The organism is Stygiolobus sp. RP850M, assembly GCF_037389295.1.
GTDB lineage: Archaea > Thermoproteota > Thermoprotei_A > Sulfolobales > Sulfolobaceae > Stygiolobus.
The window spans coordinates 52,438-70,593 of record NZ_JBBHKU010000050.1; the positions used below are offsets into that span (position 1 = coordinate 52,438).

18 protein-coding genes are annotated in these 18,156 nt (G+C 37.8%); 16 read left to right on the forward strand and 2 right to left on the reverse strand.

Annotated features, from left to right (window positions below; all coding sequences use genetic code 11):
* The first annotated feature begins 2 nt into the window (after nt 1-2).
* The 6 genes from WIW52_RS05875 to WIW52_RS05900 all read left to right on the forward strand — a co-directional run bounded on the left by WIW52_RS05875 (nt 3) and on the right by WIW52_RS05900 (nt 4,868).
* Nucleotides 3-500, forward strand: coding sequence for a class I SAM-dependent methyltransferase (locus WIW52_RS05875; RefSeq protein WP_337709217.1), 498 nt, complete (start codon nt 3-5; stop codon nt 498-500).
* Nucleotides 497-898, forward strand: coding sequence for an SRPBCC family protein (locus WIW52_RS05880; RefSeq protein ID WP_337709218.1), 402 nt, complete (start codon nt 497-499; stop codon nt 896-898). Before WIW52_RS05875 ends, WIW52_RS05880 begins: the two co-directional genes overlap by 4 nt.
* A 152-nt stretch (nt 899-1,050) precedes the next feature.
* A complete protein-coding gene (locus WIW52_RS05885; RefSeq protein ID WP_337709219.1) occupies nt 1,051-2,406 on the forward strand; it encodes an APC family permease in 1,356 nt (451 codons plus the stop codon).
* Nucleotides 2,407-2,501: 95 nt separating this feature from the next.
* The gene (locus tag WIW52_RS05890; RefSeq protein ID WP_337702836.1) at nt 2,502-2,978 is read left to right on the forward strand and encodes a hypothetical protein; all 477 of its coding nucleotides are present in this window, start codon (nt 2,502-2,504) and stop codon (nt 2,976-2,978) included.
* A gap of 26 nt (nt 2,979-3,004) precedes the next feature.
* On the forward strand, nt 3,005-4,144 hold the full coding sequence (locus tag WIW52_RS05895; RefSeq protein ID WP_337709220.1) for an MFS transporter: 1,140 nt from the start codon (nt 3,005-3,007) through the stop codon (nt 4,142-4,144).
* A 154-nt stretch (nt 4,145-4,298) separates the two neighbouring features.
* Entirely contained in the window at nt 4,299-4,868 is a 570-nt protein-coding gene (locus WIW52_RS05900; protein ID WP_337709221.1) for a carbonic anhydrase, read from the forward strand.
* Here the strand turns inward: WIW52_RS05900 and WIW52_RS05905 are convergent.
* Together WIW52_RS05905 and WIW52_RS05910 are read right to left on the reverse strand one after the other, a co-directional pair.
* Nucleotides 4,865-5,182 carry a hypothetical protein gene (locus tag WIW52_RS05905; protein WP_337702831.1) on the reverse strand — a complete coding sequence of 106 codons (318 nt, stop codon included), beginning with the start codon at nt 5,180-5,182 and terminating at the stop codon, nt 4,865-4,867. The two genes, WIW52_RS05900 and WIW52_RS05905, sit on opposite strands and share 4 nt — an antisense overlap.
* Before the next feature lie 8 nt (nt 5,183-5,190).
* A complete protein-coding gene (locus WIW52_RS05910; protein ID WP_337709222.1) occupies nt 5,191-6,027 on the reverse strand; it encodes a hypothetical protein in 837 nt (278 codons plus the stop codon).
* A gap of 310 nt (nt 6,028-6,337) precedes the next feature.
* Here WIW52_RS05910 and WIW52_RS05915 point away from each other — a divergent pair, with 310 nt between their 5' ends.
* The 10 genes from WIW52_RS05915 to WIW52_RS05960 all read left to right on the forward strand — a co-directional run bounded on the left by WIW52_RS05915 (nt 6,338) and on the right by WIW52_RS05960 (nt 18,147).
* Entirely contained in the window at nt 6,338-7,075 is a 738-nt protein-coding gene (locus tag WIW52_RS05915) for a hypothetical protein (protein WP_337709223.1), read from the forward strand.
* Entirely contained in the window at nt 7,072-8,634 is a 1,563-nt protein-coding gene (locus WIW52_RS05920; RefSeq protein ID WP_337709224.1) for an ABC transporter ATP-binding protein, read from the forward strand. Before WIW52_RS05915 ends, WIW52_RS05920 begins: the two co-directional genes overlap by 4 nt.
* The gene (locus WIW52_RS05925; protein WP_337709225.1) at nt 8,609-9,598 is read left to right on the forward strand and encodes an energy-coupling factor transporter transmembrane component T family protein; all 990 of its coding nucleotides are present in this window, start codon (nt 8,609-8,611) and stop codon (nt 9,596-9,598) included. Before WIW52_RS05920 ends, WIW52_RS05925 begins: the two co-directional genes overlap by 26 nt.
* Before the next feature lie 84 nt (nt 9,599-9,682).
* Nucleotides 9,683-11,248, forward strand: coding sequence for a phospholipase C (locus tag WIW52_RS05930; protein WP_337709261.1), 1,566 nt, complete (start codon nt 9,683-9,685; stop codon nt 11,246-11,248).
* Nucleotides 11,235-11,768, forward strand: a complete 534-nt coding sequence (locus WIW52_RS05935; RefSeq protein WP_337709226.1) for a hypothetical protein — start codon at nt 11,235-11,237, stop codon at nt 11,766-11,768. Before WIW52_RS05930 ends, WIW52_RS05935 begins: the two co-directional genes overlap by 14 nt.
* Nucleotides 11,769-11,921: 153 nt before the next feature.
* Nucleotides 11,922-12,623 (forward strand): class II glutamine amidotransferase, encoded by a 702-nt coding sequence (locus tag WIW52_RS05940; RefSeq protein WP_337702822.1) that lies wholly within the window; start codon nt 11,922-11,924, stop codon nt 12,621-12,623.
* Nucleotides 12,624-12,684: 61 nt separating this feature from the next.
* Complete coding sequence (locus WIW52_RS05945; protein WP_337709227.1) at nt 12,685-15,417, forward strand: hypothetical protein; 2,733 nt, start codon at nt 12,685-12,687, stop codon at nt 15,415-15,417.
* 67 nt (nt 15,418-15,484) lie between these two features.
* Nucleotides 15,485-15,994 (forward strand): hypothetical protein, encoded by a 510-nt coding sequence (locus WIW52_RS05950; protein ID WP_337709228.1) that lies wholly within the window; start codon nt 15,485-15,487, stop codon nt 15,992-15,994.
* Nucleotides 15,991-17,337, forward strand: a complete 1,347-nt coding sequence (locus WIW52_RS05955; protein ID WP_337709229.1) for an ATP-binding protein — start codon at nt 15,991-15,993, stop codon at nt 17,335-17,337. Before WIW52_RS05950 ends, WIW52_RS05955 begins: the two co-directional genes overlap by 4 nt.
* Before the next feature lie 30 nt (nt 17,338-17,367).
* Nucleotides 17,368-18,147, forward strand: coding sequence for a hypothetical protein (locus WIW52_RS05960; protein WP_337709230.1), 780 nt, complete (start codon nt 17,368-17,370; stop codon nt 18,145-18,147).
* Nucleotides 18,148-18,156: the final 9 nt, after the last annotated feature.

Genomic DNA, 18,156 nt, shown 5'->3' on the forward strand with positions numbered 1-18,156 from the left:
TTGTGAGATTAGTTATACACCCGGAGAATCCCGATGATTTTCTTCCAAGATATATTACAAAAGATGATATTGTTGTCGACTTAGGATGTGGACCAGGGTATTATTGTAAGACATTAGTCAAGTTAGCCAAGAAAGTGTACTGTATTGACGTGGACTGCATAGCACTTTCAATGGCTAAAGAGAGTGCACCTTCAGCTTCATTTCTGTGTGAATCAGCTGAAGAAATATCTCTCCCTAGCACTAGTGTAGATGTTGTTTTATTGGCTAACTCCTTTCATGACATGAGAAATAAGGAAAAAGTGGTAGAAGAGTTAAAGAGGATTTTAAAGGCTGGAGGGAAGGTTATTATAGTGGATTGGAAAAAGGAACAAACTACTATGGGACCTCCCTTGAGTAAGAGGATGAGTGAGGCAGATTATCTAGCATTTTTCAAGGACTTTTCATTAGTTGAAAAATTCTCACCTAGCCCTTATCAATTCGGGCTGGTGCTTAAGAGATGATAAACTTTGAGATTTGTAAAGAAATAGACGATAGGGAAAAGGTATGGGATGTAGTTAAGGATGTAAAGAAGATTCCAGAGTTCTGGAAAGGGACGAGAGAGCTTAACGTGGAGGAGACGAGTCAAGGTATATATGAAGGGGATGTAAGGTTTGCTTTCCCATCTAAGGGAAAGGTGAAAATTGAGATCCGCGAGGGTGAAAAAAGAATTATCATCAACTACCTTAAAGGACCAGTTTTAGGAACTCATGAGATTTATATCACTGAAACAAAGCTTTGCTCTAAATGGAACGTTAGGTTAACCTTTCCTTTTAGCCTTAGAGAAAGGTGGACTGAGGAACACTTTAAGAATGGTACTCAACACGCCTTGGAGAGGATACTAAGCTATAGTATGCGATAGTCTGGACTTGGCAAGTAAAACCAAATAATTCTATGAATTAACTTAAGTCTTTCTAGTTAGAATTTTTTACAAATGATTAGAAGAGATATACTAATTTACTAGGACGGTTTTTACACTACTTTTATAAGAGGGAAGTCTCAATTTGTATAATAATGTCCTCACAAGCCAAATCAGAGTTTAACAAAGGAGATAATAGTCTATCTTTCGTTGATCTTTTCTTCATATCATTTGGGGGTCAAGCCCCGTTTATATCCCTCCTTACTTTCGGTACTGTGATGATAGCAGAAGCTGGTTTGGCTGGTCCTTTTGCCATGCTTATTGCAACTTTTGTAGTATTGTTTAACGGTCTGGTAGTGTATTTTTTATCGAAGAGGTATAAGAGAGGTGGAGGTTTCTACGTTTACGCTCTATACTCCTTAACACCTAGATTGGGACTAAATACTGGTTGGACTTACCTTATTTACGCCTTATCTTACGGTGGGACACTCTTGGCTGGCGGTGCTTATGTTTTGTATACTATTCTCTCCAAGGTAACTGGTAATAGCTTGATCTTCCCTATTTCACAACAGTGGTTTTTAGCACTAGTAGTATGCGTTACCGCTTCCTCCTTAGTAATTTCAGGAATAAAATTTTCAGCTAAGTTTGCTATGATCATGTCAATAGTTGAAATTATAGCGATAGCTGGTTTGGCTGTTTACTTTCTTTATGAATCTGGCTGGAGATTTTATAATCCGATTCCGAAATCCATCAATCCGGGAGTTCTGGACGCAGTAGTTTTAGGTTTGGGAATACCTACGGGTTACGGGTCAATTGCACCTCTAGGTGAAGAGGCTAAATCTAAGGAAATTGGTAAAGCTGCAATTGCTGTACTACTTTTTGGTGGCTTAATAGCTACGTTTTTCTTTTACTCGTTAGGCTCAATGGATTTCACGGGTAACTTAGTGGAATATTTACTCGGTAATTTCGGTTTTATCGTAGCTATATTGCTAGCTTTCGTAGCTTTAAATGACGGAACCTTAGGGGGGATGACCTATATCTTAGCTAACTCTAGAACTTTAAAGGCTATGGCTGAGGATAAGATATTTCCACAGATTTTAGCTAAGAAGAGAAATGATAAGCCGTTATATGCAGAGGTGACAATAGCTGGAACTTTTACTGCGTTAGTAGTTTTGTTAAGCTACTTCCTAGGGCTCTATGATACTTTCCTTATACTGGGTTCCTTAGCTGGAATGTTTAATTTGTTCATCCACTTATCTGCAGATTTTTCCTTGATAAGAACTGCGTCTAAGAGACCCCGTAAACATAAGTCAGAAATTGTTATTGGCTTAATAGCGATAGTAATTAGCTTGTTTGTACTATTTTATTCGATACCAGGCTTTCAAGCATACATAGTCTATGCATTCATGGGTTGGATAATACTCGGATTCCTCTACGCTGAAGTAAGGGAAATGATTTCAGAGGATTATTTTGAAGACGAAAATTATCAGGGAAAAAGTAACAAGACATAACGAATTTTAAGCTGTAATTACAATTTTCACTGGTAGAGGCATCAGTTTTCTCAGCTTACTTAATTTAAATAGTACGGATGCGATGATCACGTTATATGAAAACGTCCACTGGCTTAAAATGGGGGTTAATATTCGGGGTTCTGTTTGCGGTTAGCTCAACGGCGTTATACTACACATTATTCATTTATCCACAACTACCTCAGTTACAACAATATTATTATCATGAAATACTTAATTCAACAAACGGAAATGTTACAGAAGCTACAAAATATAGTCAAGAACTTCCCATTTTTCTTCCTTTTAGTTTGCTATATCTAGACCTAATTTCGCTGGTTTCTGGTGGTCTTTTAGCCGGTTATCTTATCGCCAAGTTATGGAATAAAAGTCCTCATTGGTATATGAAGGGTCTTATGGGGGGTATTGCATCACTCATCGTGGTAACTTTTTTATTAGGTTTCATTGTAGCTTCTGTAGGAGGTACTATCATATATACAACCTCTTGTGTTCTCATGGGTCTAGCTGTCTCATATAGATTAAATAAACTAGAAAATAAGAGCGTGAAGAAAGATTAAAAATGTTTAGATTTTTTGAACACCTTATGTTATCGAAAAAACAGATTGCCCTTTTATCCATAGGAACATCCTTGACTTTTTGGGATATTTTTAACGTTCCCTATATCGAAAATTATGCATCAAAACAGATAGGGGAGATCTCATCAACACTAATATTGTCAGCTGAAATGCTAGGCTACTTCCTAGGAGGAGTAATAAACGGTTATTTAGCAAGTAAATACGGAAGAAAGTTCGGGCTTCTCAGTTCTATGGCTCTAATCAGTATGGGCTCTCTACTGGGGTTTATATCGCTTAACCTAGCAATGCTACTCGTGGCTGAACTTCTAATAGGTATAGGAATAGAGGGTGAAGTAGCTATAGTTCCATCTTATGTATCAGAAATGTCAAGCGCAGAATCAAGGGGGAAGAATGTCGGTTATACTACAATGAGCGGATTCTTGATGAGTTTAGTAGTAACTCCTATAGCTATTCTTTTAGGAGAGGATTTTTGGAGACTATTGTTTCTACCTAGTTTACTTTTGGCAGTAATAGCTCTCTTATTTAGGATAAAATTACCTGAGTCGGCATTATGGGAGAATAAAAGATATGAGAGCCTTAGGTGGGATAAGGATGTAGTTATCTTCACATTGATTTGGTTTGCAAGTTATTTCACTGGTTATGCGTTATTCTCGACTCCAATCTTCTCACTAATATCAAGCCAAGGATATACCCCTTCTAATCTTTACTTCGGCTATATTCTATACGGAGACCCACTAGGAGTTGTTATTGCAAGTGTACTAAACGACCGTCTGCAGAGGAAGTACACTTCTTCATCGGCAAACCTACTATCGGCTATTCTTATGATAATTTGGCCTTTTTCGGGAATCATGTTTTTGCCGATAGGTTTTGCTATCATGTTCTTCCAAGGTTTTAAGTTTCCGGCTATGTATGCGTATACTGCTGAAAACCTAGGAACTAAGATAAGGACTTTGGGCTATGGGATTGCCGACGGTATAGGTCACTTAGGAGGAGCTGTAGGGCCTATAGTCTTCGTGTTATTGCAGGATCACATAGGTCTAGCTTTCTCTACCAGTGTAGTAGGTATAGCGTCTGTAATATCGTCAATCTTAATAATGGTTTTCGGACAAATAACAAACAAGATACCCTTAGAGAAAATAAAGGGATGATGACGCTACCCAAGATGATCAGTGAATTAATAATTTGAGAGCCCCGGGCTGACTAACTTTAATCGAAATGTTTAAATTATTTAAACGTACATAAAAATAAAATTAACAATTCTTCAAATTTTTGATTAATTAGCATCTTGTGTAATTGTATCTTATGAAAAGAGTTATCGTCTCATGTATGGACTACAGACTCACTGATGAAATATTGAAGAGGACAGACAAAGACACGTTAATTTTCAGGAATGCTGGTGCAAATGTAAAGGAGTTCTTACAAAGGCTTAAGGAGATAAACCCGGACGAGGTTATATACCTTCCTCACACGGATTGTGCTGCAATGAAGCTCGTCTTCAACGTCGTAAAGAAGGGCGAAAATGTAAGCAAAAACGTTAAGGAAAAGCTAGTGGATGTTTTCTCAGGGCAGAAGTTCGAGACTTTAGAGGAGTTAGAACAATTAAACGCAAAAATAAACGAAGAGATGTTAAAAAAGGAAGTGACTAAGAACGTCAAGACGGAGTTAATCGACGTAAAGAAGATACAGTGGCCACAGAAAAAGACGGAAGTGTACTTCTACCCTATTACGGCAAGGCCCACTGATAAAATCGGTGCATATATCCTACAATCAACTTCAATAGACGACGTAAAGGCTGATATAGAAATAGCTAAAGATAAATTAGGTTTTAAAGATATTTATAACTGTTCAAGCGGTGATTGTAAGAAGATCTAACCCGATATGGTCGAAAGAATATCTTTGATAATTTTTTCTAACTCTTCACGTGAGAGTTCTTTAGCCTCTATCTTTCCATCTTTGGTAATAGTTACTGTATATATTCCGTTGGAGTTTATGTAAAGGCTTACGCTATAATCCCCTTTCTTAACGAAGATTTCCTCTATCTCACCGTCGATATTTCTCGTGTATCTCTGCCTTATCTCGTAACCTTTAGAAATTCCCCTCACTTCGTGAGACTCTGTCAATATATCATCCAATTGCGATCTGATACTCTCATGAATTCTCTTTACGTCTAAGCCGAATATGCTCATTTCTAACACTATCTATGACTTAATAGTAAAAACTTTTTCCTCAGCTCATCGATGAACTCACTAAGCCTACTCGTATCGTTTATAGGTATCTCCGCGACTTCGTTAGAACTCGTGATCTTTATGATACCGTCATTATGTACCTCAACTACACCTGGTAACACGTTACCAGTAGCTTTGCCAGCGAGATTAATAAGAGCCTCAAGGGAATATAAAAGTTCCTCAGTTAAATCCTTGGTATCAAGTTTAAGGTAGTGTGCAAGTGTAGAGAGGCTAACCTTAACTGAGTATATCAAGATATTGTTATAAAATAGTCTGGCAATACCAAAGTTTTTGTCTACGTCAAGTATGACCTTAAACTCTCCCAGTTCTTCTACTCGGGGCAACTGGGTCCCATATTTGTGCATAAAATCCCTTTGTGCTCTCTCATCCACCTCTAAAGGGCTTTCCTTAAGAATATTCTTCACTACCTTAGGAGGTAGGTCATAGTAATGAGAAATTTTATTAACATCCACAGGGAAAATTTTTATTTCAGAGAGTTTATTAAATAGAGAATTAATGTCGTTTATGATTATCCCCCAAGCCTTTATCTTTACTTTGTCGTTTTCAGCCTCTACAACGGATCCCATTTTGACCTTTATAGGCGGGCTTAAGAATAGGGATTTTATGATCTCGTTTGCCTCTTCTACTGTTTTAGGCAGAGAGTTTACTTTTCCCTCAAACTCAACTTTTAATCCCTGAAAGTCCATGAAGCCTTTTACAGAATTTCCCTCAAACTCAGCTGTATAATTCCCCGTTATAACGGTTATCCTATTGCCGTTTTTAATCAGGTAAGTGCCTTTACTCATAGTGTATATTTTACTTACGTGGTTTAAAAACAATAATATAGGGTTCAGGCGGTCAAGCGTCCTCACCAGTCAGTGCCGCGACACGTCCACATTATTTACACTAAACTTGAGACGGTGAATAATATAAGGATTTTTCCAGTTAAAACAGTTTCCACGTTAAATTCTGTATCGAAATACGTCTGACTGATATTATCATTATTAAAAATCTATTAATCATAGCAATACATAGTTGTAAAGAGAATTATAAAATATATATAGTCTAAATAGGATATCCTTATAAATTGTGTTAGTAACTTTATATCGAGGAAACATGGGTTTTAACGGTATAAGTGGTGCGGTAAATGAACCTGGAGAATTACCGTGGGAAGTTGTAGTAGGATATTTCGCCATAGCTCTAGCAATAGTATTTTTTATAGGTAAGAAATATGGAGGCTTAAAGGCGTTCACTACATTGGATCTCGTCTACATAGGTATAGGTGGAGCCTTCGCAATGGTATGGGAGTTCTACATAGGAAGCTTCATAGGAAGGTTCCTTCCCAGTACACCTTTTGTTAGTGTGGGTTTCTGGGGAAGACTAATAATAGTTTTCATAGTAGCGGGGTTGGTTAGAAAACCCGGTGTGGGTATGTTGACGTTATTCATATATAGTTTTCTATCGGACTTATTTCACTATGGTTTCGGAGGAGAACCTATGTTTTTTATATACGAGGCGTTAACGTACGGTCTTTTCGTTGATTTAATGATAGTGTTCACTAAGGGAAAGATATTCGGTATTGGTTATACTCCAAAAGAAGTAGACCAACCATATGCTGTATCTGTGAGGAGAACTAATGTATTAGCTGCCTTGGAGGGCGGTATAGTCGGTGCTCTATGGGCACTGCCAGACCCATTGTTTTATAGTGGTTTCTTCGGGCCATTCATATATGCATACGCTCCCAACTGGGGGAAAATAATATTTCATCTACAAGCATTCCTACCCGGAGATATTATAATGGGTATTATAGGTGGGGTTCTAGCATATTACATAGCTAGGGCGGTGGGACAGTGAATGTAATAGAGCTAAGAAACGTAGAGGTGGTATATACAGGTAGAGCCAAACCGTCTCTGGTAGTTCATGATTTTCACGTAGAGGAAGGAGAGTCTATTTTGATAGTGGGTAAGTCTGGATCCGGTAAGTCGACACTTATAAACGTAATCAATGGCGTAATCCCTAATATGATTTCTGCTAATGTAAAAGGGGAAATAAACGTCTTCGGTAAGGATCCGAGGAAGACTCCTATTTTCGATATTGCAAAAGAAGTGGGGACAGTTTTACAAGACCCTGAAATGCAGGTTTTTAATCACAAGGTCATAGACGAAATTGCGTTCGGTCCGGAGAACCTGATGTTACCCCCCGAAGAGATAATGAACAGAGTGATCGAGACATCAAAGATCACTGGAGTTCACGAACTTTTAGATATGGAGACGATACAGCTTTCTGGAGGTGAGTTACAGAGGACAGTCATTGCTTCAGTTTTGGCCATGAACCCTAAGGCTTTGATTCTTGATGAACCCACCTCTAACATCGATCCTGAGGGAACGGCTCAGATTTTTTCCCTTGTAAAGAAGTTTAGGCAGGAGAAAAGGACGTTAATAATTGTTGAACATAAGTTGGAAAGGGTTTTACCTTATGTTGATAGAGTAGTTTTAGTAGAAAAAGGCAGGTTAGTTTTTGACGTTAAAAAAGAGGAGCTTTTCGATAAGGTTCACCTCTTAAGGGAGGCCGGGGTGGAAGTACCGGATTACTATTCACACTTAGGAACCCGTAAATCCCTTAAAGATTACGTTTATATACCTCCACCTAGGATGAAAGGGGACAGCACAATTTTACATGCAGAGGTGAAAGTTTGGGACAAGAAGTCAAGTAAGGTAATAGTAGACACGTCTTTAACCTTACGTAAGGGTGAAATAACCGCACTAATGGGTAAGAACGGTGCCGGAAAGTCTACTCTGTTAAAGGCGATCATGGGTATTTTAGACCGTAATTTGAAGTCAGAGGTAAAGCTGGTAGTAAAGGGAAAGGACTTGAGCAAATCGAGTATTATGGAAAGGGGTGCTTACATTGGATACTTACCTCAAAACTTTGACGTGATGTTTATAAAAAGAACGGTTGAAGACGAAGTTGCTTTTGCTATGAAAAATAGAGGTATTTATAGTAGAGAGAGGCTGGACGAGATTCTAAAGATGTTTTCTTTATACGAAATAAGGCGTGAAGACCCTTTAATGCTGTCGATGGGTCAGAGGAGGAGGGTGGCTATGGCTTCAGTTATTGCTTCTGGTTCTAAAGTACTTTTAATGGACGAACCCACGAGCGGACAAGACTGGTATCACAGAGAGATGTTTGGAAAAGAAGTTCAGTACCTGAGAGATAAGGGATTTTCCTTCCTAATAGTCACGCATGACTCAAGGTTCGTAGATAAGTTCTGTGATAGAGTGGTAGTTATGGAAAAGGGAAGGATAGTTGCTGACGATAAACCGGAGGAAATATTTTCCAAAGAAGGGCTTGGGATTCATCCTCCCACGGAGTATTTGGTGATGAAATATGGTTCCTTGGAATTTCCTTTATGAAAATCCCCTAACTCAAAACGTGATAAGTTGGTTTCTGTTCTTTTATGGTGTAGCATTACCTGTCGTAATAATAATTGGTGCAATAGGTCTTAGGGGTTTTATCGAGCTGACCAGGTTTGAGAGAGGAAGTACATTCCTTTACAAATTAAATCCGATTACAAAGTTGGTCTTCGGAGTTGTGGTTATGGTTGTTGCTTCAACTACTATATGGTGGATAGGTGCTCTACTAACTCTAGCTATACTTCCTCTTTATCTAACTCTTAATAACGGTCTTAAGAAATTCCTTTACGTAATACTCTTAGTGTTCTCTACAATTATAGGCTCTACGTGGGCGATAGCTCCTTATACTCCCATTAGCGTTCTCGAGTTGGTATTCCCTAATCCTTCATCTTACGAAACCGTATGGGTGTGGCCGAGTTATTTCACTTACATGGGTTACGAGCCTGTCCTCACTTTGCAAGCGCTGATTTACGGTCTTCAGACATCCTTTAGGGTTACGGCAACACTAGTCTCAGCACTTCTTTTAATTCTCACAACTACAACTTCTGACATCTTTAGGATGTTCACCAAGATGAAGGTCCCACTCCCCATTACATTCTCCGTTATGGTCGGTGTCAGGACAGTGCCTAAGATCTTCGAAGTTTTAGATACTTCCGTAAAGATGCAGTTACTTAGAGGGTTAAGTCATAATAAGCCAAGGATTCTAAGGGTATTTTATTACCTTTACGCCGGAATAATGGCTATAGTCCCGGCGATAGTGTACTTATTTAGGGGAGCAAAAACATTGGCAATTTCAGCCGATACTAGAGGTTTCAGGGCTTATCCTAGCAGGACGTCATTAGTTAATCTAACTCTTGGTAAACTGGATTATATTATGTTTGCAGTGATAGTGTTATTAATCATTGTTGATATTGTTGCGAATTTAACCGGTTTCGGTAGGACGATACCTTACGAAGGATTGTAAGTCTTTTTATTAGACAACTTTTTAAATTACCTTCAAAATATCTATTAGGTGTTTCTGATGAAATCTATAATTAGGAATCTAATTATGCTATCTTTCGTAGTATTAATTTTATTCTCTCCAATAGCTTCTTCAGAGACCCCTACTGCTACTCCTATAAAGCACGTCATTATCATAATCGAAGAAAACCACTCTTTTGACAACTTGTTCGGTACATATCCCTTTGGATGGCCTCCTATAGTGAATAACATTACTCTATCTGTCATGTGGCCCGAAGGGCTTTACACCAACTATAGTCAGTTACAACAGTCTAAAAATGGAGTCTTGAGTTATATCACGGTACCCAACGTCCCTTGGTTTCCGTTAGCTGGTGTATCACATCCTTATTATGCTAATTCATGGGATACGGTAGACCCTTACGAAGGTTGGCCATCATATCACGGGGATTATTGGTTCGGAAAGCCGATAGGCTTTGTCTATTACTCTGGCCCTCAGTCTATGGCTTACTTTTCCTATCAGCAGGTAGGGATATTATGGGATTACGCTGAGGAATATGTTTTAGCAGATAATTACTACGCTCCGGTATTAGGGCTTACGGAGCCTAACAGGGTTGCTTTCTTAACCGGCGCACCTCCTAACTTCTTTACCGATAGTGCTTCTAATGTAATTCCAATTAATCAGACAATATTCTATCAGCTAAGCTCTTACGGTATCTCGTGGGACTATTTCGTTTATGATTATCAGGGAGGTATTCCTTGGCCGTTAAACGCGTTTATAGGGATTCAACAATATCAATCCCACATTCACGGCCTAACTACGTTCTTTAACGACCTTAAGGACGGTGAACTACCGGCAGTAAGTTGGGTTATGTTAATCGGATGTAACGCTGACAAGTATGACATGCACCCGCCTTACAACGTCACTAAGGGTGCTGTAGAGCTTAGTAACATTATAAACCAAGTAATGGAGAGCCCTTATTGGAACTCAACAGTAATATTCATAACGTTTGACGAAGGAGGAGGTTATTACGACCAAATCACCCCGCCTGCGATTAACACAATGGGCTTAGGACAAAGGACTCCTTTGCTTATAATATCCCCTTATGCTAAAGAGGCATGGGTAGATAACTACACGCTTTCCGGTTATACTCTTCTGGGGTTTATAGACTATAATTGGCATCTACCATGGCTTACGAAGTGGGTAGAGAATAGTGATGTGAAAGGCATTTTACAAGCTTTCAACTTCTCTTCAAAGCCAAGGCCTCCAATAATTTTGACGCCTAATAACTGGACTTATCCAATACCTTTACAGTACCCAGTTCATTACGGTTTTATAGCTAAGGTATCTCAAGGACAGTCTTACGCTCAAGTGTACCCAGCCCCTGCAGTCTCATTCTTATTTCCCATGACATTTACGGGGTTTGCGTTGATAGTAACGTCATTTTTAATAAGGTCTAAGAGAAAGCTTCTACTAAATTTATCATTAGTTTTAATGTTATTAGTTACCGGTATAGCTCTATACTATAACTCATCATTTGTGATGTATTCTTTCGTAGTTCAATACTATACATACTCGGGTCTAATAGGATTCTTAGCTGCGGGGGCACTAAGGTTGAGGTCTGGTAATAAGGTGGGAAGTAATGGATATAAATGAGGTAGGTTTTTTAGCCTCTTTTATTCCCTCCTCTTTCGAAGGATTTGAAATGAGTATGTTTTGGAGCCTAGCGTCTTTGAAAGATAAAGCTAAGGCTAACATGGGTGTAATCAGTGGTATTCTGGTCGTTACACTAATGTTGTATTTAACTTTCATCATGCTACCTATTCTAGTGTCCGATATAACAGAATATTATATAAAACTCTTGTTAGGACTTCTACTCGTGTCTTTAGCCATCTACTTCCTTTATGAGGACAATTATCCTGAACCGAACAGTGCTTTCCTGCTCGCCTTTATCGGTATTGTAGCTGAGGGACTGGAAGTCGATATATTTTCTGTGAGTGCATGGATAATATCTGGTAGTGCGTTGGGATTGATAGGGGGTTCCCTGGGTTTCTTATGGAGTTTATTTGTATTTAGGGATTTGTCTAAAAGGGTATCGAAAAAAGTACTGAAAGGATTAGCAGTTGCAATACTGTATTCTGTTGGATTCGTTGTACTTACCAGCGGGTTAGTTTAAGTAACTTTTTATGTTTTTAACTTATTTGCCCACTTTGGCTGAACCGAAAGTTTGGATCTTATTTACAGTAAACAAACAATAAGGTCTTCACACTCGTTGAAGAATTAAAGGTAAATTAAAATCCGACTAAGCGGTTAATATGAACGATTAGCTTTGTGTAGGATGCTTGCATATAAGGGAAAAAGCAAGGAGGAGTTGAAAAATTATGTCTCTTGTCTTGTAAAGGCTGCAGAAAAGGATCCTATTACTGGCGATGTTCATGGTGACGGGTGGGGTATAGTCGTGTATAGTGACAGCGGAACCTTAATTCACTACAGAAGTAGTTTGCCGATCTTTTCTGATAATAAATTGTGGAAAATATTAGATATTTTGGAAGGTCAGATTTGGGTGATCATACACGCTAGATTAGCTTCGCAGAAAGAATTAGTCGACTCGAAGTTCTCACACCCTTACATAGAGTCTACCCCACATGAGCTACTCTATTTTGCTCACAATGGTAGTGTTGATAAGTTTTCTTTAGGGAAATATTTGGGAATAGACCCTCAGTTTATGGTCGATTCGGAACTCATAGGGAAATTTCTCGTCAGGGAAGGATTGAGTAAAGAGTCTATAGACAAATTGAAGAAGTTTACTAAGAGTGCACTAAACTTATTCATCCTGAGGATCCCTAGGGAGAAAGGCATACCGCAACTCCTCTACGTCAATTTTTACAACGAAGATTACGTGAAAAAGAAAGGTATACCTAGTGAGTATTATAAACTCTACCGAGAAGAGAACGTAGTGTTTTCTTCTTCCTTATCTTATTTCTGCGAAAGTGGAGACGAAGTGATGTTCGGTTCATTAGGGGAACTGTAGATAACTTATGAATGCTCTATGTGAACAAAGTTTATAGTATTATTTTTTAAGAGTGTATGTTATGAATATTATCAAGAGCTTTGATCATACTGGTTCACCTACTAGAAAGTTGAGGATCCCTATAGAGGGAATAAACGTATATATGTCGTCTACATTTCTCGTTAATTATCCCACAAGTATGGACGAGCCCAGAGAATCCGAAATAGAGATCAATATTCCTGAAATCGTAAACCTTCCAAATGAATTCTATCTTGTCTTAAGAGATGTGGATTCCGGCTCAGATCAAATGAGGTTATACTTTAAACTGGAGGGTCAAACGGAAAGTGTAGCACAAACAAGATCTACGAGGAAAATAAAACTTAAGAGACCCAATAATGAAACGAGGTATCACGTTGATATACAAGGGAAGAAATATTTGGTAGTTGTATCCTTCTACGTCCCGATTGTCATAAGAGAGAGCGGTACGCATAAGTTTCTTTTTGAGTTAAGGATGGAAAATCCTAAGGAAAACAGGATAGAATTTATAGAAAGATTTTATATATTCCAAGACATAAGAGTGCAATATATTACGTCGAAAGTCTTTGATAATCAGTTCTATCAATCGATAGTAGGGAGTATATTAAGCTATGCATCAGGATATCCGCTAAATGTGTACAAATTTGAAAAAGGCGAACTTAAAGATATGGGTAAGACATTATACAAGCCTTGCAGAGTTTCTTACAAGGGAAAGCGTGAGGAATTAACTTGTCTCAACGCTTTGAGAGATGACTTAGATCGGTTGATAACAGAGTTAAAACCAAATAGACCGGACGAATACCTCATTTTAGTAGGAACCAAATCAATTACAGAGACGTTGGATAAGTCCTTTTCCGCTATATTCTTCGAAGAGCTTTTAGACTTCTTTACGGAGTTTTTCCCAGTTTATATTATAGGTAAACAAGCTGAGTACATAGGCGGAACAGAGAAATTATTCATAAATATGTTTATGGCTCCGCCAGAAAGGATAAAGGAATATGTGAAAGACTATTTAGATATTATATCTAGAAAGGAATTTGTAAATGACGTTGGTTATATAAGGGTAGAAGATTTGACTCTTGTAAAACAAGGAGATTTTTACCTATTAGTAACTCCTATAATCACGTTAGACTTTCTAAAAGAATTAATAGCGACAGTGAACAGAAACGAAACAGAGTCATCTTTATTATTATTAAAGAATTTTAAGGAATATCAAGTAAAGAAGATTAGAAAATATCAGTCAGAAATCCTCGAAAAATTATTAGGAAAGAAATTCAATTACGATACCCCTTCATTTTATTTCTCAAAGGCAATATACGAACTTACGAGTTCGGATTGTCGGAATTCTCACTATTATATTCCTTTTAGCAGTCTTTTACTTCAACGTGAAGGTAGTTACTTGTTTTCAATACCTTTCGTGGAGGAACAGTTGGGGTGTAAAGTTTACTACGGATTAGGGGATCTATTTGTAAATATCCTTTTAGACGGCAGTTTAATCCTCTTAGGCGGGATTGAGAAGGTTATAAACACTGTTAGGAACATAATCGAACGAGTGAACGAGTTAGACATAGATATTGTTAAACAACTAGATGCTAGACACGAGTTTCTGATGAGGTTTCTTAATGACTTAGTAGTAACAATTTTCTTTAACAATAAAACTCAGCCAAAGCCTGACGTAAGGAAAATAGCAGAACTCTCCATAAAAGCATTCGAAATCACTAGTGCTAAGTTAAAGTACGATATGCACCGAGTTTATGCATTATTAGAAAGAATATGTTATAACCCTAGATCCTCGTTCACAAGAAATATTCTCAGGCTTGTATACGACGACAATAGAGAGAAGTTTATTTATGATCTTATTCTAACTTTAAGGGACGCTTATTTCATAAAATTATTGGAGGCAAACGGAATTAGAGTCAGTAGAAGTCACTTTTATCTTCTCGGTATAAATAAGGCTAACGTCACAAAGTCAGAGATAAAGAGTGCTACAACTAGTATGGAGGGATTAATCGATTTCTACTATAAACACTTAACAAGACACGGAGAGAGAGGTAAAGATGTAATGTTGCCTTTATTTAGGCAGTATATGCTAAACACGTTGATAAGAGGTCTGAGGCTCCCGCCTGAGAACGAGATACCGTCCAAATTTAACGCTGAGGAATTTGCATCGGTAATAAATGAGATCGATTGTGGCTTACCTTTTCCGGTTTCTTCTCAAAGTTCTCTCGGCGTGAAATCTACGGATTATGAGACTTTTAGGAATGTGGCTCTACCTATAATAATCTACGTGCCGGATAGAAATACAATAACAGTTAATAATAGGACGATAATAGTAACTAGAAAAAATTTTGAATTATTCTCTTTTACCACACCCATCATAACTTTAGAAGACGGTTTCAGTTTAAGCCATCACGGTCACAAAATTACGGTAAAGGGGGAACAAGTCTATCTTGAGCATGAGGGGAATGAACACCCTGAAATTATAATAACGTTAAAGTTTCCCCAAGCCGAGGAAGTTGTAAAGCTTATAGATGATGAGAAGAAATTTATAGAAAACTTTAACAAAATCTTTAACACTCATTATACTTCAGCCCTCACTATCATTAAAGACATCATAGACAACGCTAAGAGTCAAGGTTTGGCATTTATATGTGTAAATATACAGCCTATGGTGAATCCGTCAGTAATCACTAGTAATAAGTTTAAGCCAGGCTCAGTGAAGGTAGGACTTCTGACGTTAGGCAGGAGAGATGAAAGGGACACTGGCATTATATTGTAATCTCGTTTAACACGGAGAGTATTATATACCTTTACGTTTTTATAAACACTAAGTTAAGCTAAGAATTATGATTACGAAGGAACAACTATTGACTGTTCTTCAGGAATTATATGACGGCAAACCCGTCGCCTTTTCTAAAATAAAAAAGAAAATAAAAGAGAGTCCTGAGATAGTTGAGGAGCTTCTTAAGCAAATGGAAGATGAGGGCTTGATAAGGAGATACGAAGTTGGAGGTGGTAAGGCTTACGAACCAGTTAAAACCGATCCGATAACTCAAATTCTTAACATGCTTAAGGAAATAAAGGAAGAGCTAAGGAGGTTAGAAGATCTGGTAAACGAGAAGTCTAAGATAGACTATTCCCTTTTTGACAAAATTTACGATGAAATAAAGGATAATTTAGGATATGCTTCCCTCCAATCAATAAGGGTTGAGTTGGGATTACCTAAGGAAGAATTTTACTCTAAGTTTAAGAACCATATAGAGTCTTTATACGACCTCATAGCAGGAGGTGAGGAGGGTTTAGTAAAGAAAGGTGTAGTTTACGGGATTATAAGAAGGAGGGGTAATGGGAAATGATATGTAATATACCTAAAGTAACTGTAACTACTTGGTCTTCCGATAAGATAGTATTAGCAGGCCCTACCTATAGGCAGTACTTAAATAAATCGTTAGAGATAATAAGCTCTAAGGACGTTGCGTCGATCATTGGACAACCTGGGATGGGAAAAACTACGATACTTAGGAAGGCTGAAGAGTCGTGTAAAGACAAAATGTTCACGTTCTTCCTTGATCTTGCCAGCAAAAACGAGATAGAAGACGAGTTCTGGAGTAAAGTAGACAAGTTTAAGCTTAGAGAGATAGTACTCCCGAAAATGGATAAGAAGAAGTACGGTTACACATTCTTTAAGAGGATTAGAGGCATAAACTTTGAGAAGCATTTAGAGGGTCTTTGCGATAAACTGAATGATCCCTTGATCAGGTTATATTGCATAAATTACACGAGAGATTTCGACGGTATGCTTAAACTTATAGGGGATCTAAAGTCAGTAACTGACGTAGTGTTATTTATAGATGAAGTTAGAGACTCACACTTACCTAAGATTCATAGGCTTATAAATTCAGGCCTTGCTGTACCGGTCTTAATGGCTATACCTACAGATGCTTATAACAAGGTCACAGACCTAGCTATAAGGAGAAGACTTGACGAGAGTAGGATAAGCCTTGATAGTGCGTTAACTGCGGATGATATAAGGGAAATCATAGAGGTTTACTGCAAACCACTAAGTGAAGAATTATATCCAATAGTTCTATCAGTGTGGAACGGTAAAGAACTCAACACGGTCAGTTCTATTCTACAATACGTCAAAAATGAAGTTGATAAAGCAGTAAATGATTGTGGAAGTGAGGAGTTAAGTTGTGTAAAGGAGAAAGTAAAGAACTCCTATACTCTTAAAGACATAGAAACAGACTCAAAAACTCTAGAGAAAATGATAAGAGAAGAGTTAACAAACTTGGCTAAAGAATACGATATAACATATGTTCACCCCAGAGGTAAGAGAGTGGAAGTGAAAGGGAAAAATATTACGGTAGGTCTATTCTTCATTTACGGCGAATATGCTTATATAGGACTGGTGAAGTTAATGAATAATCAAGAAGTTGACTCGGAGACACAATTATTACCTTTCATTAATGTTATAGAGCATGATAAAAAGGAGTATAAAGTTGCTAAGAGATTCGTTATAACCAACGGAAAAATATCGTTAGAAGGTGTAGACAGCGTAGAATTATCAACGTTAGAAGTTGTGAGAATGATCCGTGGGGATACTGTTATCTTAGAGGAGAAAGTAAGGGGATTACTAAAAATTATTTTACTGTCACAAAAGGAAAGCAATGTAACCAACTCTGAAGTCGTGACATAACGTTTTTACCATGTTTTCACATTTCTTATTGTGATTGACGAAAGAATAATCAAGCTAATAGAAGTCGCAGAGGCTCTCAAAATCCCTTTGAAACTGTTAGGTGAATTGGAACTAGATGTCGGGAGTCTAAGAATTATTACCGCTGAGTCGTTGGACGTAGAGGATGTAAAGAGCTTACTAGACGTAAGTCACAAAAGAGCTACGATAAAAATTAACAAGAGCGGAGTGGTAGTGATCGACGAGGACCTGCGTAAGGAACTTCATCTCTATGCTGACCTTAAGGCTATATTAAAAGATATAAAAAGACTGTTTAAAATTGTGGAAAATCAAACCCCGAGTATAGTAATATATCATGGTTGGGACTTAGATAAACTTCAAAAAGTTTTGTATTTTGGTGTAAGAAAGGTTGAGTACTTTGAAGGGGACGGAAAGTTAATTATTAACGATCTGATTGAAGTAGATGCGTGGGACGAAAAATGCCTGACAAACGTTATGATGTATATAGGGGAGGTAGTAAAACCAATAAAAATTGGTGATTGTAACTATTACTATCCAATCCTCGCGTTACTTATCCAAAAGGGAGGAATATTCGAAAGGGATTTCGCTAAGTTTGAATGCAATGAAGTCTCTCCTCCAGATTTGACCTTGTTAAAATTTATGATGATTAAAGACCTAAGGAACTGTTACAACGTACTGGGTGGTGATGTTAAGAGAAATATTGACGCGATCTTGACGGCAGAGGAAAAGTATACTAACACTAACTTAGTTATACAAGACGGTAAGTATGAATGGGTGAATGAGGTAAGATAAGTCTTTTAG

Bases quoted from the DNA above. Each gene is read 5' to 3' on its own strand.
- WIW52_RS05880 (WP_337709218.1), top strand. From the start codon at position 497: ATGATAAACTTTGAGATTTGTAAAGAAATAGACGATAGGGAAAAGGTA.
- WIW52_RS05885 (WP_337709219.1), top strand. From the start codon at position 1,051: ATGTCCTCACAAGCCAAATCAGAGTTTAACAAAGGAGATAATAGTCTA.
- WIW52_RS05890 (WP_337702836.1), top strand. From the start codon at position 2,502: ATGAAAACGTCCACTGGCTTAAAATGGGGGTTAATATTCGGGGTTCTG.
- WIW52_RS05895 (WP_337709220.1), top strand. From the start codon at position 3,005: ATGTTATCGAAAAAACAGATTGCCCTTTTATCCATAGGAACATCCTTG.
- WIW52_RS05900 (WP_337709221.1), top strand. From the start codon at position 4,299: ATGAAAAGAGTTATCGTCTCATGTATGGACTACAGACTCACTGATGAA.
- WIW52_RS05905 (WP_337702831.1), bottom strand. From the start codon at position 5,182: ATGAGCATATTCGGCTTAGACGTAAAGAGAATTCATGAGAGTATCAGA.
- WIW52_RS05910 (WP_337709222.1), bottom strand. From the start codon at position 6,027: ATGAGTAAAGGCACTTACCTGATTAAAAACGGCAATAGGATAACCGTT.
- WIW52_RS05915 (WP_337709223.1), top strand. From the start codon at position 6,338: ATGGGTTTTAACGGTATAAGTGGTGCGGTAAATGAACCTGGAGAATTA.
- WIW52_RS05925 (WP_337709225.1), top strand. From the start codon at position 8,609: ATGGTTCCTTGGAATTTCCTTTATGAAAATCCCCTAACTCAAAACGTG.
- WIW52_RS05930 (WP_337709261.1), top strand. From the start codon at position 9,683: ATGCTATCTTTCGTAGTATTAATTTTATTCTCTCCAATAGCTTCTTCA.
- WIW52_RS05935 (WP_337709226.1), top strand. From the start codon at position 11,235: ATGGATATAAATGAGGTAGGTTTTTTAGCCTCTTTTATTCCCTCCTCT.
- WIW52_RS05945 (WP_337709227.1), top strand. From the start codon at position 12,685: ATGAATATTATCAAGAGCTTTGATCATACTGGTTCACCTACTAGAAAG.
- WIW52_RS05950 (WP_337709228.1), top strand. From the start codon at position 15,485: ATGATTACGAAGGAACAACTATTGACTGTTCTTCAGGAATTATATGAC.
- WIW52_RS05955 (WP_337709229.1), top strand. From the start codon at position 15,991: ATGATATGTAATATACCTAAAGTAACTGTAACTACTTGGTCTTCCGAT.